Source organism: Caballeronia sp. LZ034LL (genome assembly GCF_031451215.1).
Classification (GTDB): domain Bacteria; phylum Pseudomonadota; class Gammaproteobacteria; order Burkholderiales; family Burkholderiaceae; genus Caballeronia.
The window spans coordinates 1,108,903-1,123,711 of the sequence record NZ_JARUXR010000002.1 but is presented as its reverse complement, the minus strand read 5'-3'; the positions used below and the strand labels follow the sequence as shown (position 1 = coordinate 1,123,711).

Genomic DNA, 14,809 nt, shown 5'->3' with positions numbered 1-14,809 from the left:
TCACTGGAGATCGCCGCGCGTGCGGAACTCGAGGTAGCGCAGCAGCGAGCCTACCGTGTGCATCAGTTCCGGCGTGAGCCGCGCGGGCGGCAATGCCTGCTCGGCCTGCCAGCCGCCGCCCGCGGCCAGGGCGCGGGCGAGTTCGATCCAGCGCGACAGTTCCGCCGGGACGCCACGTACGTCCGCATTCGCCTCGATGTTCCGCGACGACGGCGAAGGCGACGTCGAAGGCGAAGGCGAAGGCGAAGGCGACGACGACGCCGGCGCGTCGCCCTCATACGGATGCAGTGAGCCGAAGTGGCTGTCGTAGTGCATCGCGCCGTCGTCCAGGCTGGCTGTGCGCGAGTATTCGGACTTGAGCCCGCCGGAGCGCTCGGCGAACAGCGGCGCGCCGAACTCCGCCAGGCCGGGCATGCCCATCGGATCATCCGGGCCGCTGAGCAGCGTGCGGTTCACGCCGTCCTGCTGCGCGAACAGCAGCAGCGGATCGGAAGGCAGATCGAGCAGGTCCGGCAGCGCCGTGCCGGCCAGGCTGGTCAGCGTGCTTTCCTTGGCCGTAGCGACGGGTTCCGGCGAGGGCGCAGCCGGTGCGAGATTCCAGTTGGCCGGGGCGGCGTCGCTGGCGAGCAGCGTGTACGGGCCCACCGCGATGCGATCGCCCGGCGCGACGCCCGCCCGTTCGCCCGCCGCGAGCGGCCGGTCGTTCAGCGCCACGCTCGCGGCGGGCCCCAGGTTCTCGATATGCCAGCCGTCTTCGTGATGCAGCACCGCGTGCCGCTCGATGACCCGCGAGGCTTCGTCGGGCAGGATCAGCAGGTTGCCGTCCGCCCGGCCGATGCCCGCGCCGTCGGCATCGCAGGTCGCGCTCAGGCGGGACGTCAGGATCTTGTTGTCGTACGCAATGGCGGTCAGTCTGAGAGGTCGCATGAGGGACTCGCTATCAGTGGTGCTGTGGTGCAAGGCGTTCATGACGGACATGCGAAGGCCCTCATCTGCGGCAGGAAGAACGGGTCGTACGCGCTGTTGCTGCGAATCGTCATCGAGAGCTTGTGACCGTCCACCGTGAAGGTGGCGACAAAGCCGTCCGCGTTGCCGTTGGGCACGATGCTCGCCTGATCGAACAGGTGTTGCAGCGCCCACGGACCCTGCGCGCGGATGCCCGACGCGCCCGACGGCGTCACCACCTGCAGGCTGACCACTTCGCTGCGCGATCCGGGCCATTGCATGTTGACGGGGATCTGCGGACCATGCGCGTAACGCATGCTCTGTCCGCCGACGTCGAGCACGAACTCCGTGATCGCGGGATCGAGGTCGAGCGGCGTGATCGAAAAGCCATACGACATCGATGCCGCGTTGCCCGCGAAGAACACGTTGCGGATGATCGACGCATTGCGGAACGACGCCGCGAAGCCGCCGCCCGGATCGGAGTTGAACGACGCCGTGTCCGCGCTCGTCGTCATGCCGTGCGTCAGGTTCTTCTGATAGAAGTCGTCCATCAGTCCGCCTGGCGAGAACATCCGCGAGAAGTCGCTGCTCGCCACGTCATGGTTCGAATTGCGCGCGAACGGATAGCGTCCCGCGATGGTCTGCGCGCACACCGCGCCCACGCTGGAGTAGGCGCTCTTGCGCAGGTCGCGCTTCATCATGCCGTTGACCTGCGCCTCGCCGGTCTTCGAGACATCGTTGACGATCCCCTGCATCTGCGACGGCATGCGTCCCGCCTCGGCCTTCAGCCGGTTGAACACATCGGTCTGGGGCGGCGGGTTGTTGCTGTCCACCGCGCCGTTCACCGACACCAGATACTGATACAGCCCGTCGATGGTCTTCAGCACGTCGTCGATCGGCGCCGGGCCCTTGTCGTTCACGTCGCCGGTCAGCACCAGATGCCTCAGCGACGCGAAGTGATCGTCGACGATGCTTTCGGGCCGCTCGCCGGAACTGCTGCTCGTGGGCGACGATTCGTCGCCGAACATCTGCGCCAGCGACCTGCGCGCCTCGCCGATGCGTTCGGCAATGCGTCCGGTATCGCGCCGGACCTGCGCGCCGTGGCCGTCCAGCAGATCGGTCTGACGGGCGACTGCCGTGAAGAACAGCTTGAGCGGCGAGTCGCGCGAGGACAGCGTGCGGGCAATCTGCATGCTCTGCACCAGCGACTGGCTCGGCACGACCTTGATGTCGCCGAGATAGTCGTCCCAGGTCTGGATGAAGTCGCCGAAGTACTGGCGCTTGACCGCGTCGATCAACTGGCGGCGCGAATCGCCGCTTTCCTGGCCGGCGGCGTCGGCGGGCACGCCGAGCACCCAGTGATCCTCGCGGCGCATCTGTTCGACCGCATCGTCGATGTCCTTGTTGATGTGCTCCCAGTAGCCGCTCGCGGTGAACAGCGCGGGCACGCCTTCGGTGATGGGCCGGCCGCTCTTGCGCGTCAGCACGAGGCTCGCTTCCGGACCGCCGGCGGAGGCGATCGAAATGGCCGGCGCCTTGATGGCGTCCATCTCCTTGCGGCGCAGGTAGTGGTAGGTGCGCTGCGCGAACGGCATTTGCAGCAGGCGGCTGCGCACGGTGCTCACGAGCGTGTTGTCGACCGGAAACGGCGAGGCGAGCGGCCCCAGTGCGACGAGATCCGCGAGCTGCCCGTCGATCAAGGAACGCGCCTCCTTCGTGGTGTTGCCCGGCAGCGCGCGGTTGACGTTCAGCTGCAGCCAGGCGGCGAGGAATTCGGGATCCCAGGTCTTCTGGTCGTAGAGCATCAGATAGGCCTTGAGCGCGTCGTAGGTGAATTCGAGGTCGGCGGGCGGTGCGCCTTCGAGAATGTCGTGGATGCGCACCGAAACCACCGGCAGCAGCTTTTCCCGCAGCGTCTTGCGGTAGAGATCGCCGGTTGCGTCGACGATCTTGTCGCCTTGATACAGCCCCATGCGGTGGCTCAGCGTCGAAGGATTATCGACGTCGATGGCCGGACTCTCCGGCAACGCGCGCTCCAGTTCGAGCAGCGGCGCGAGCGCAGTGACATCGCCGGGCGGCACTTCCAGCGGCGCGCCGCTGATGTGATCGAGTTCGGCGGTGTGCCCGGCGACATCGCGCAGGAAGGTGCGGTTGGAGAGATAACTGTTGGTCCAGAGCGCGGCCAGCACGGTCAGCGCCAGGCCGGTAGCGAGCAGCGCGCCGCCGTGCATCAGCATGCGCCTGACGGTCTGCGCGCGGTTCCGGCCGGCCCACGCGCTTTCCTCCAGCAACACGTCCGGCAGCAGCCGCGCGAGGAACGTGCTGCCGTGGCGCGGCGCCAGCGCCGGCATGGCCTGATCCGCCGCCAGCCCCAGCCGCTCGCGCCGTTCGCCGAGCACCAGGTCGAGCGGCTTGCCGCCTTGCTGCGCGCTGGTGAAGTAGACGCCGCGCACCGCGAGATTCGTTTCGTATTGCGAGTGGCGCGACAGTTCTCCGTACCACAGCGCAAGCCGTGGCTTGAGCGCGGCGAACTGCTGCGGGAACAGATAGATGTCCTGGCGCTTGCGCACGTCCGGCTCGCGGGCGAGGGTATCGGCGAGGCCGTCGTTCAGGCGGTCGACCAGCGCCGCGAGTCCGCTTTCGAACGCGACGTCCGGCGCCGCGCCCGGATCGGCGGGACGGGTCCAGCCCCACACCTGCGCGCGCGCTTCGTTCGTCAGGGCGTCGAAGGTTTCGGTGAAACCCGCGAGACGGTCCATCTTGGTCACGACGAGATACACCGGCAACACGATCCCGGCTTCTTCCTGCATGCGCTGGAGACGCGCGCGATGCCGGGCGATCAGCTCCAGGCAGTGGCGTTCGTCCGCGTGCATCAGATCGTCGACGGGCAGCGCGAGGATCACGCCATTGACGGGCTGATCCGCGCGATGCCGCCGCAGCAGACGCATCAGCGGAAAACGCTCGGCGGCGCCGTCGGCGGGCGCGAGGAAGCTGCCCGGCACGTCCACCAGCACGCAGCGGTTGCCGAACCACCACGAGCAGTCTTCGAGCGGCGAAGCAGGCCCGGACGACTTCGGCTGCGCCAGCCCGGCTTCACGGATGAACGAGGTCTTGCCCGCACCGTCCGCACCGAGCAGCGCGTACCAGGGCAGCGCGTAGACGTAATGGCCGGTGAGCCGGTCGAGCCAGCCGCGCCACGGCTTGCCGCGCTCGTGCGTGCCGCGCCGGAGCACGGTGAGGGCGTCGCGCAGCCGCTTTTCGGTCTCGCCGAGCGGCACGCGCCGTTGCCGCACCACCTCGGCGCGGTCGACCCAGCGCGTGCGGGTGCGTCCGCAGGCCCGCGCGATGGCGACGATCCAGCCGAGCCGCCAGCACAGCCAGATGGCCCAGATCAGCAGCACGGCGGCGATCAGCCACTCGCGGGCCTCGGGCGTCTCGAACGGATGCGCATTGCCGATGGCGATGAGCGAGAAGTCGTTCCAGATGAGCCAGACGACGATCAGCACCAGAATCGTCACCGCCATTTCGCGGCTGAACAGCGCGTTCCTGATTCGTTGGAAAAAGCTCATTGCGCGGCTCCCTGGGGTGTGCTGCTCTGCGTGTTCTGCGGATCGCCGCCCGGTGTGTCGCCGATCTGCGAGGACGCCGAGCGCATCAGCACGATCTCCACGCGGCGGTTACGCGACCGGCCGCTCGCCGTGTCGTTCGACGCGATCGGATTCGCGTCGCCGAGCCCCGCCGCGGTGATATGCCGGGTCGCCGACAAACCGTTCACCAGCAGCATCTGTTCGACGCGCCGGGCGCGCGCCAGCGAAAGCGCGTCGTTCGACGGGAATGCCTGGGTGTGCATGGGCTGGTCGTCGGTGAAGCCGTTGACGACGATGTCGCCGGGCAACTGGTTCAGCGCCCCCGCGATGCTCGCCAGCACCGGCCGGTACGCGTCCTTCTCGTTGGCCGAACCCGACGCGAACAGGCCGTCGCCGTGAATCGTCACGATGCTGCGGTCAGGCAGGTCCTTCACTTCGATCAGCCCGAGGCGGCACAGGCCCTGCAGCAGGCTTGCCGCCGTCGGCGCCTTGGCGCTCTGGGCGGCGATGTCCGGCAGCCGCGCATGGCGGATCGCGGCCGCGACGACGTCGCCGCGGCGATCGGCGGAACTCTTGAACGCCGTGTACATGCCGCCCGTCGCCAGCACCGCGCCGATCAGCCAGACCCACACCGGCACGCGGCCGCGCCGTCCGGTCGCGATGCGCTTGTCCGGCAGCGCATGCTGCGACAGCAGCGCGCCGTACTCGCCGCGTTGCGTGCGCAGGATCCGCAACAGCCGCTGACGGATGCCGTCGAGCTGGCTTTGGCCCTGGTCGAGCACGCGGTAACGGCCTTCGAAGCCCAGTTGCAGGCAGTAGTACTGCAACTCGATCAGGTCGAGATGCGCGCCCGGGTTCTGGCACAGCCGCGCCAGCAGCTGGAAGAACTTCTCGCCGCCCCAGGTTTCGCTGTGGAAGGTGACGAGCAGGCTGTGCGTGGACCAGCGCCCTTCGCCGCCCCACTGGGTCAGCGCGATCGCCTCGTCGAGCGCGGTGCAGAGGCAATAGCGCGCGCCGATGATCGTCTCGACGGGAATGCCCAACAGCGTCGCGCGTTCCTGGAACGCATGCATCTCGCTGACGAGATAGGTGCGCAAGGCCTCGAGCTCGATAGGCCCGCCGATGCGGATCTGGATAGCCGTATCGAGCAGGCTGTTTGCCGTTGCGAGCAGCGGGGTGCCGCCGCGTGCCGGGGCTGCCGGCGACGCAACCGTATCCGGCGGCGTCAGTGCCATTGCTTCTGCCATAGCGTCTTGAGGTCGGTGAAGAGTGGATCGGGTCGGCGCGTCGGGCTAGCGGTCCTGACTGCGGATCGCCCAGCATTCCATCGAGAGTCCGGGCAGATCGCCCGCGACATGCAGCGCGAGCCCGCCTGACTTTTCGAGCTGGCCCCACAGTTCCGAGCTGGAGTCCAGTTCGAAGTAGTGGTGATCGACGTGATAGGGAATCTGGCGCGGCGCGACCGGCAGCGCGCGCAGTCCGATACCGGGCAGTTGCAGATGCACGAGGTTGTGCAGATGCTCGACCGGCCCGATCTTCACCTGCGCCGGATAGCGCGTCTGCACCGCTTCGGCGGGCAGGTCCGCGCGCACCGCGAGCACGAAGGCGGCGCGGCGCAGCAGCTCGGGCGTCGGGATGCGGGCCACCCAGACGCGTTGCGCGCGCTCCTGCAACTCGATGGCCACCGCGCTCTGTTCCATCACGCTCGACAGCGAACGCCGCAGTTCGAGCATCAGCGGGCCGAACGAGCTTTGCAGGTCGTCGTGGCGATACACCGGCCACACCACCGGACGCCGCGTCGGGCTGGTGAAGGTGCTGAGATCGCAGGCGAGCCTGAGCCAGTCGCGAAACAGGATTTCCGGATGCTGCATGCCGGCCTGCTGCACGTGCCAGGTTTCGGATTGCGCGCGATTCACGAGGCCGAGCAGCAGGAAGTCCGCCACTTCGCCGACGCTGCCGCGCCCGGAACGCTTGAGGCGCTGTTCGAGCAGCGCGCCGCGTTGTTCGAGCAGGCCATGCAGTTCGCGCACGAGGCCGGTCAGGACCGGATGGCGGATCGCGGACAGCATCGGCGCGATGTAGTCCGGATCAAGCGAGACGTGGTTGTCCGGATGGCGCTCGCGCACCCGCACCACGCCGATGCCCTGCCAGTCCGCGCCGAGTTCCGACTCGGGCATCAGGCGCAGCCGCATCTTGCCGAGCTGCACGGCCGCCGGTCCGAGCGAGACCGCGACGTTGTCCGCCAGTTCGGTGTTCTGCGCGACGTAGCGTGCGAGCGAGCCCTGGCTGTCCTCGTAGATCACGTCCACGGCGCCGTGCTGGCGCAGCGGCGCGGCGAGCACGATGCGTTGGTCGCGCAGCGTGGCGGGAATGTCGAGCGGCGCGGGCGCGTCCTCGCCGCTGTGGAACGAGAACGGCGTGCCGTCAGGCAGCACGCCCTGCGCCGACAACAACGCGATCTTGCCGATCTTGAGCGCGCCGTGATCGAGTTCGAGATCGGCGAGACCCCAGAAGAAGGGCGACGCGCCGGCCGCGCTGCGGTGCTGCACGTAGTGCTCGACGTAGCGTTCGAGTTGCTGGAAGTGCTGGGGCCGCAGATACATGCCTTCGGACCACACGACCTTGCTGTGATCGATCCATGATTCGCGCGCCCGGATGGTGTTTTTCATGATGTCTTCAACGTTTGTCGAGCGTCACGGTCACGCTCTGACGGGTGATTTCCACGGCGATCTTTTCGGTGCGGGGCGAGAACTGCCACACCTTGTAGAGGTTGGTGCTCTTCGGCGGCGCGAGTGCCACGGTCTGTTTCCACAGACGCTTGTCGATCAGCCGATACCCCGCGACGATGCCCAGTTGCGTGGCGAGCGCGCCGCCCGGGCGGCGGAGCGTCTTGGTTTCGCCCGGCTGCATGATGAGTTGCTGCGTGAAGACCAGGTCCTCGCCGAGCGCGTCCTTGGCGCGGTCCTGAAGCGTCGGGAAACTGGCCGCTTCGAAGGCCCCGGTCGACTTGAGTTCGTAGAGGCCGACGAGAATCGGCGAAGGCTTGCCGGTAACGCCGAGATTGGCGTCGTCGGCGACGTGCAGCGTGATCTCGTACGGCACGTCCATGTCGCGCTCGGTGGACGCGCATCCGCACATCGCGATGGCCGCGACGACGCAGACCGCACGGTGTGCGAATCGTTTCATCATGGGTGCTCCCGGGTCACGACGCCATGTTCAGCACTTTGGTCTGGCTGGGCGAACTGCCGGTGCCCGTGGTATTGGCGTTGTTCTGCAAGGTGGGGTCGGTCATGCGCGTGGTCGGCATGCCTTGCAGCAAGACCGTGTTCGCGCCGCGCGAATTGCGCGATGAAGCGGATACCGAGCCCGACGCCACGCCGCCCTGCGCGCCGCCCTGATCGCCGTTGGACGCCGGGATCGTGGTGCCCATGTTGTGCGCGAAGCCGCCGCCGACCATGACGTTCGTCACGTTGGGCTGCGCGGACCCGCGCTGCGAGTTGTTGTCGTAGCCTGCCGGCGTGCCGACCGGCGGCGTCTTGTTGACCGACACCGCGTCGTTGCCGCCGCCCGCGCTCGAATTCACCATCACCATGTGGGTTCTCCCTGAGTTCAGCCGAGGTGGATTTGTTCGCCGTCGATCTTCGACAGATGTTCGGCGCTCAGGAGCACGTTGCGGCTGTGCAGCCGCATGAGCTCCGTGCTTTCGTGATCGATCTGCGCGGCGCGCACGTGGTCCACTGTTTCGCAGGTGCGAAAGCTCTGCTTGCAGACCTGCACGATGTGATCGGCCAGCGTTTCCAGCGAACGCGTCACGCTGCGCCACGTCTGTGCGCTCGCCTGCGCCACCGTCGCGCGCAGCGACAGCGTCTGGGTATGCAGCTCGGCACGCGCGCTGTCGAGCGTCATGTGGTCGGCGTGAATGGCGCAGCGCTGTACCGCGTCGAGTTCGATATCGCGCGCGCTCGACAGCCGCAGGCCGCCTTCGGCCTCGACGATCATCGGGCGGGCCATGCGCAGCGTCGCCGGCGCGTCGCCGGGCCGCTCGATGATGGCGATCACGAAATGCCCGTGCGTGCGTTCGCGCGTGACCAGCACGGTGTCGCCGCAGGCCGGCGCGAGCAGGCAGCTGAACGCGGGCTGGCAGGCGATCACTTCGCCGTCGAGCGCGACGCCTACGGTCGCGCCGTCGTCGTCGAGTTGCTGGACGCGGCCGATGCGCGGCCACTGGGCTTCGATGTGCTGCTGGGTCAACAGGTTGGCAGGATTGCTCATTGAGTGGTTCTCCGGTTATCAAGCGGCAGGCGCCCGGCTGGCGCGCCGGGACGACCATTGTTCGGCCGCGTACAGTTCATCGTCGGCGTCGCGGGCGCCATCCTTGTCCGACCAGGGCCGTTCTTCCGACTCCGCGCGATGAAACAGCGTGCGCTCGAAGGTGGCGTCGTCGAAGCGGGCGTCCTGGAGCGTCGCTCCCGTGAAATCGGCGGCTTCGAGACGGGCCGCGTCGAAGCGGGCGGCGCGGCCCTGCGCCTGGCGGAACTGGCTGCCGCGCAACTGCGCCCGCGAGAAGTCGGCGTAATCGATGTGCGCCTCGCTCCAGATCGTGCCGGGCATGTCGGCGTCGCGGCACTGGATGCGCTCGGCCCGGGCGCGATAGAAGCAGGCCGAGGCTGCGCGCACGCCGTCGAAGCGCGCGCCTGCCAGCAGCGAGCCGGGGAAACCGGTGTGCGGCAGATGCGCGTCTTCGAAACAGACCTCGCTCATGTCGCATTCGATGAACTGGCAACGCAGCAGCGTCTGGCCGCTCAAGGCCTGGCCGCTCAGGTTGCATTCCGCGAAGATGGCGTTGTCGAACGACGCTTCGCGGAACGGCGTCTCGCGCAGATCGACGCGATGAAAGAACACCTTGTGCAGCGTGCAGGCGTTGAAACTCGCGCCTGCCACGGCGCTTTCGTCGAAGAAGCTGAGCGCGAGCCGCGCGTGATCGAAGACGCTGCCTGCAAGATCGCCCTTCAGGACATTCAGGCTGTCCAGCGCGGCCTGCGTGAAGCGCGCGTGCGGCGCACGGCAATCGACGAAGCTGACGCTCTGCAGGGTCGAGGCGGACCAGTCGGCCTGCTCCATGTCGCAATTCAGGAACTGACTGCCCGTCACGCGCGCGTTGGCCAGCACCGCGTGTCCGAAGCGGCAGTGGTCGAACACGCAGTCGGCGAACTGTGCGCCCGTCAGGTTCGCGGCGCGAAAATCCACCCGCTCGAAGACGCCGCCCGCGCAATCCATGCCTTGCAATGCAGCGCCTTCGAGCGACAACGCCCTCACCGGCATGCCGTCGCGCACCTGCTGTTCAAGGCCGAGCCGATCCATCATGCAGCCTCCGGACGCGCGCGCGGACACCAGATGACCCGCTCCTGATAGGCGTCGTCGAGACGCGTGGCGTCGTCGATCAACACGTCGCCCAGATTGGCGCGGAACAGATTGGCCTCGCGCAGATCCGCGCCGCGCAGATCGGCGGCGCGCAGCTGGGCCTCGATCAGATCGGCGCCTTGCAGGCTCGCCAGACGCAGGTCGGCACGCACCAGATAGCCGCGCTCGAAGCGGGCGTCGAGAAACGTGCAAGCTTGCAGGTCGGCGTTCGAGAAATCGCTGTTGGCAATGCGGGCGCGCGTGAAATCGCTGCGGGCGAGATCGGCTGCGTGCAGGTTCACTTCGACCAGTTCGGCGTCCGCGAAGGTGCTCGCATGCAGCGCGGCGCACTGGAGGAAGCACGCCTTGTGCAGGCGCGCGCCGTTGAAGCACAGGCGCTGTTCGACCGGGGATTCCGTCAGGCCGAGACCGATGATGTCGGCGCCGCTGAAGTCCAGCGTCTGCGACGGACAGCGGAACAGCACGAACTTGCGGATCACCGCGCGGCTGAAGTCGGCCTGGCCGATCTCCTGACCCATCATGACGACATTGCTGATGCGCGCGTCACAGAAGAGGCTCGTGCCGAGCCGTCCCTTGCTGAACTGCGTGCGGTCGAGCGTCGCGCCCGAGAAATCGCATTGTTCGAAATTGCCTTGTTCGATCACGCTTTGCCGCAGGCAGGCCTCGCGGAAATCGGCGGATCCGGCTTCCGCGAGCGAGAGATTCGCTTCGCTCAGGTCGGCGTTGGAGAGGCGCGTGCCGCGCAAGGTTGCGCGCACCAGATTGGCCTCCTTCAGACAGGCGCCGATGCAGATCGCGCCGCTCAGGTCGGCGCCTTCGAGACTGGCGCGCGTGAGATTGACACCCGAAAGATCGAGGTCCGAGAGGTCCGCTCCGGCGAGATCGGCTTCGATCAGCGACCTGCCTTCCGCGAGCGCCTGCGTCACCCACGCGCGCCTGCTGGCCGCGTGGGCCGTCCGACCCGCGACCGGCTGCGACGGCGCGGGCCGGAATTGCGCGGACTTCAGCTGCGTCGTGCGGCGCATGGCAAGCAGCGCGGGATCGATGACCGCTCCCGGCAGCTCCGGCAGCGCCGGAGGCGGCGCGGGCTCGGCGGCAGCGGGCGGGCGCGGAGCCGCGAGGATTTCATCAGCGCGCTTGCGCAGGTCGGCAACCCTGCGTTCCGCGTCCTGCTGGGTCTGCTCGACGTATTCGACCAGCTGCTCCGGACGCGCGGGCATGGGCGTCGCGGGCGGGGCCGCCGGCGCGCCGAGCGCCTGCGATTCGCGCTCGAGACGGTTGAGGAACTGGCGGGCCATCGCGTTCGGTTCGCCGGGCGTCCAGGCCGAGTCGCCGCTCGCCGCCAGGTCTTCCGGAAACAGATCGCCGTCGCGCATCGCGTACAGTACGCCGCGCCGCGGATCGAGCCGGCGCGTGTGGATGTCTTCGTAGTGCGCGACGGGACGCGGCTGGCCGGCGATCTCGGCGGCCAGCATCAGGCAGGCGATATCGCTGGCGTCGAAGGTACGGATGGCCATCACGCCGTGATAGATCATCACGACCTTCTCGATGTGCGGCAGGAACCAGAGCGTCGTGAGCCGCAGCGGAATCTCGCGGCCCGGGGCGGTGTTCGTGTGCCAGGCGAAGGCGCGCATGTGCAGCGCCGGCAGCCGGCCCGCGATGCGCGCGCGCTCGGGATGCAGGTTGACGAGTTCATAGTCGCACGCGGCGGGCAGCGCGCTCAGGTCGGGGAACTGCTGATCGGCGGGCGCGATGTTGAAGTACGCGGCATCCATGGTGCGCGGATAGCCCGGGAAATCTTCTTCGATGTAGGTGTCATCCACTTCGCCATACAGCGCGCTGCGCTGCGGCCAGGAAGAGGGCACTGGGGCAAAGCTGGCGCTGCGCACCGGTGCGTCCGATGACGTCATGAGGTCGTCGACGTATTCGAGGTTAGGCAGCTTGCGCGGAGAAGCCTGTGCCTGGGTATCGGCCTCATAGCCGAGGCCGAGCGGATTCTGCGGATAGTCCGCGCCGCCATACGCCATCGTCCAGTCGAGCGGCATGCGCTCGAACGGGGCAGCCGGCCGGGGCCGGCCGTCCTCCCAGACGCGGTCGCCGCTGACGCGTATCCGCTTGCTGCTCTGCGCGACCCGCAGACCGACTTCGCAGGCGTGCTGCTTGTCGCAATGCGCGCCGTAGGCCCAGGCGGTCGCCAGATACTCGGGATGCCGTTTGGGCAAGCCGAGATCCAGCGTCTGGCCGGCCAGTTCGGCGCCGACCGTATTCCACAGCGTTTGCTCTCCGAGGACGCGCGAGGCGTCGCCCAGCGTTGCCATACAGGCCACCGCAACGCCCAGCAGTTCATTGCCCTGATGACGGTAAGGGCGCGTGAGCACCGTCAGCCGGGTTGGTTTCATGATCTTCATTGCGCGTCTTCTTTCAAGGTAATGCCAGTATCAGAACTTCACGTCGTAACCGACGGTACGCATCGACGAGCCCGTGCTCGATATCGATGAGCCAAGGGTCGAGATGGAGGAGCCGGTCGCCTTGAATTCGGCCCCCTTGGTCTCGAAGGAGGAGGCCCGGGCCGCGACTTCAACGCCACGGATGCTGACGTTGACCGCGTGAAACTGCTCACGCGTCCCGGCGATGATGTCGAGCTTGTTGCCGATGCTGAGGCGGTTCTCGATGCCGCTGATGACGTTGTTGGCGACCCCGAACGTCAGGGAGGTCGATTCGCCTACGACGAGCGTGTTCTTGAACCCGTTCACGGTGACGGCGTAGACGCTGCCGCTCAGATCCGGCTGGAGGAAGTTCTGGATGAAGGCGGGAACCTGGCTGGCGAGCGTATTGGACGAAGTGGACGGCTGCGAGGTGCTCGAAGACGACGTCGACGGCGTGGATTGCTGCATGCCGCTGCGGGCACGGGCCTTCTTGCCGCGCTTGCCGGCTTGCGCCGCCATCGCCTGCTGCAATTGGCCGGCCGTGCTTGCACTCGCGCTCGTACTCGTGCTCGGTTGCTGATTCAACAGACGCTGCGCGCCGGAAGGCGGCGGCGAAGTCGAGGTGTCGCCGGAAGCGAGCGGCAGGCCCACTTCGATCGTGTGCGAACCCGCCGTTGCATGCGTGGTGTTGGCTTCCACGGACGTGTCGTAGTTGCGCTCGGCGTGCAGCTTGACCTGTTCCGAACCCTGCTTGTCCTCGAAGCGGAACATGTTGGCGTTGCTGCTGTTGCCGTTGGGCGTGCGGGTGAGGAAGCCGCTTTGCGTGGCCGAATCGGGCAGGTTGAACGGGGGCATCTGCGAGGCGTTGTAGACGCGCCCGGTGATGAGCGGCCGATCGATATCGCCGTTCATGAAGTCCACCACCACTTCCTGGCCGATACGCGGGATATAGATGCCGCCGTAGTTCGAACCAGCCCAGGCATCGGAAACGCGCACCCAGCAGGAGCTGTTTTCATCGCTCTTGCCATAGCGGTCCCAGCGGAATTGCAGCTTCACGCGGCCGTTCTGATCAGTCCAGATGGTTTCGCCTGCCGGTCCTGTGACCACCGCGGTCTGCGGACCGGGAGCCTTTGGCAAGGGCGTGACAGACGGCGCGCGCCAGGGCAGCGAAGTGGGTTGAGAGACGAACTCGGTGTCGTAGGCTGCCGTGCTGCTGCCGCTGGCATCGCCGCCGTTCTGGAAGTGATAGCTTGCGCCGACGATCAGATACTCGCGGTTATCGGCCGTGCGTGGGCAACCGGTCAACGTGAACAGATAGCCGGGGGCGAAAGCGCGGATCGTGGTGTGACCATGAGCGCTTTCGCTCCCGGTCTGTTCCTCTTCGAGACGCACGCGCGAATAGTGACTGCCTTCGTCGCCATTGACATAGCCAAGCTGCCAGTTGTACTTCTCGTACGAGCCGTGATCGTCGCTGAGCGGATTGGCTTGCTGGCTCTGCAGATCCGCCTTGGGCTTGCGGAAGTCGTAGTCATCGACGACATAGCGGCCCGTGGTGACGTTGTCCTCGGTGTGCCAGCGATCGACGCCTTCGGTCTCGGGCAACGCGATCTGGTCGGGCGCGAGATAGGGCAAAGATGCATAGTCGGGCAACGGATCATGGCCGCTCATGTCATCGACGAGCACGAGCGTGTGCTGGCCCATCTGATGCGTGAAGTAGTAATAGATGCCTTCCTGCTCCATCAGACGGCTGACGAAGGCAAAGTCGGTTTCCTGAAACTGGGTGCAATAACCCCAGGTGCGATAGGTCGCACTCAGGCGGTTGGTAACCGGAAAGCCATAAGCAGAGAAGACTTCCTGGATGATCTCGACAACCGTCTTCTCCTGGAAGATGCGGCCGTTGATGGAGCGTGTGAGATACCACAGCGAAGGCCGCACGGTGGCGGTATAGATATAGCTGCGCGAGGTGAGGGTCTCGCGGCCATTGAACTCGAAGCGGGTGATCTGGCCGTCGAGGTAGCGCAGAGCGCCGACCTGCGGCTGGATCTCCAGCGTGAGGGACTTGCCGAGGGCACTCTTGAGATCGAGCGAGGCGTCGCTCGACACGAGTTGCACCTCGAAGTCGAAGAGGGTGGAGAGTGCTTCGTTTCCTGTCATGGAACGGAAACTGAGTGTACCGGGCTCAAATGCTTGGCTGTAGGCCATCACAATCTGGGTCATGTCGCTCTCGTGATAATCGGATAGTTAGTCAAACAAACGTGTTGCGAAACTTTGTCATCCTGACGGGAATACGCACACTGCATCGTGTTATTCCCGAATGCTGCCGGCCGACTGCTTGGGTCGAGCTCTGGTGACGGAACTTGCAAAACGGTTCGCATGGTTGCTTCGATCTTCACGCCCGGCATGCGCGCATGCCCGGGATGCTGGGTGACG

The 14,809-nt window shown here is 66.7% G+C and carries 10 protein-coding genes; all 10 read right to left on the bottom strand.

Annotated features, from left to right (window positions below):
• The 10 genes from QCE83_RS19585 to QCE83_RS19540 are packed head-to-tail and all read right to left on the bottom strand — an operon-like array spanning position 1 to position 14,581.
• The gene (locus QCE83_RS19585; RefSeq protein WP_309814531.1) at positions 1-927 is read right to left on the bottom strand and encodes an FHA domain-containing protein; all 927 of its coding nucleotides are present in this window, start codon (positions 925-927) and stop codon (positions 1-3) included.
• Positions 928-965: 38 nt separating this feature from the next.
• Complete coding sequence (gene tssM, locus QCE83_RS19580) at positions 966-4,514, bottom strand: type VI secretion system membrane subunit TssM (protein WP_309814529.1); 3,549 nt, start codon at positions 4,512-4,514, stop codon at positions 966-968.
• Positions 4,511-5,767, bottom strand: coding sequence for a type IVB secretion system protein IcmH/DotU (icmH, locus tag QCE83_RS19575; protein WP_309814526.1), 1,257 nt, complete (start codon positions 5,765-5,767; stop codon positions 4,511-4,513). The genes tssM and icmH overlap by 4 nt, the downstream gene beginning before the upstream one ends.
• A 57-nt stretch (positions 5,768-5,824) precedes the next feature.
• A complete protein-coding gene (gene tssK, locus QCE83_RS19570) occupies positions 5,825-7,201 on the bottom strand; it encodes a type VI secretion system baseplate subunit TssK (RefSeq protein WP_309814523.1) in 1,377 nt (458 codons plus the stop codon).
• Between the two features lie 7 nt (positions 7,202-7,208).
• Positions 7,209-7,721 (bottom strand): type VI secretion system lipoprotein TssJ, encoded by a 513-nt coding sequence (gene tssJ / locus QCE83_RS19565; RefSeq protein ID WP_309814520.1) that lies wholly within the window; start codon positions 7,719-7,721, stop codon positions 7,209-7,211.
• Between the two features lie 13 nt (positions 7,722-7,734).
• Positions 7,735-8,124, bottom strand: coding sequence for a PAAR-like domain-containing protein (locus QCE83_RS19560; protein ID WP_309814517.1), 390 nt, complete (start codon positions 8,122-8,124; stop codon positions 7,735-7,737).
• 17 nt (positions 8,125-8,141) lie between these two features.
• The gene (locus tag QCE83_RS19555; RefSeq protein ID WP_309814513.1) at positions 8,142-8,804 is read right to left on the bottom strand and encodes a DUF3540 domain-containing protein; all 663 of its coding nucleotides are present in this window, start codon (positions 8,802-8,804) and stop codon (positions 8,142-8,144) included.
• Positions 8,805-8,822: 18 nt separating this feature from the next.
• Positions 8,823-9,896, bottom strand: a complete 1,074-nt coding sequence (locus QCE83_RS19550; protein WP_309814510.1) for a pentapeptide repeat-containing protein — start codon at positions 9,894-9,896, stop codon at positions 8,823-8,825.
• Positions 9,893-12,361 (bottom strand): DUF2169 domain-containing protein, encoded by a 2,469-nt coding sequence (locus tag QCE83_RS19545; RefSeq protein ID WP_309814507.1) that lies wholly within the window; start codon positions 12,359-12,361, stop codon positions 9,893-9,895. Before QCE83_RS19545 ends, QCE83_RS19550 begins: the two co-directional genes overlap by 4 nt.
• 30 nt (positions 12,362-12,391) lie before the next feature.
• A complete protein-coding gene (locus tag QCE83_RS19540; protein WP_309815498.1) occupies positions 12,392-14,581 on the bottom strand; it encodes a type VI secretion system tip protein TssI/VgrG in 2,190 nt (729 codons plus the stop codon).
• Positions 14,582-14,809: the final 228 nt, after the last annotated feature.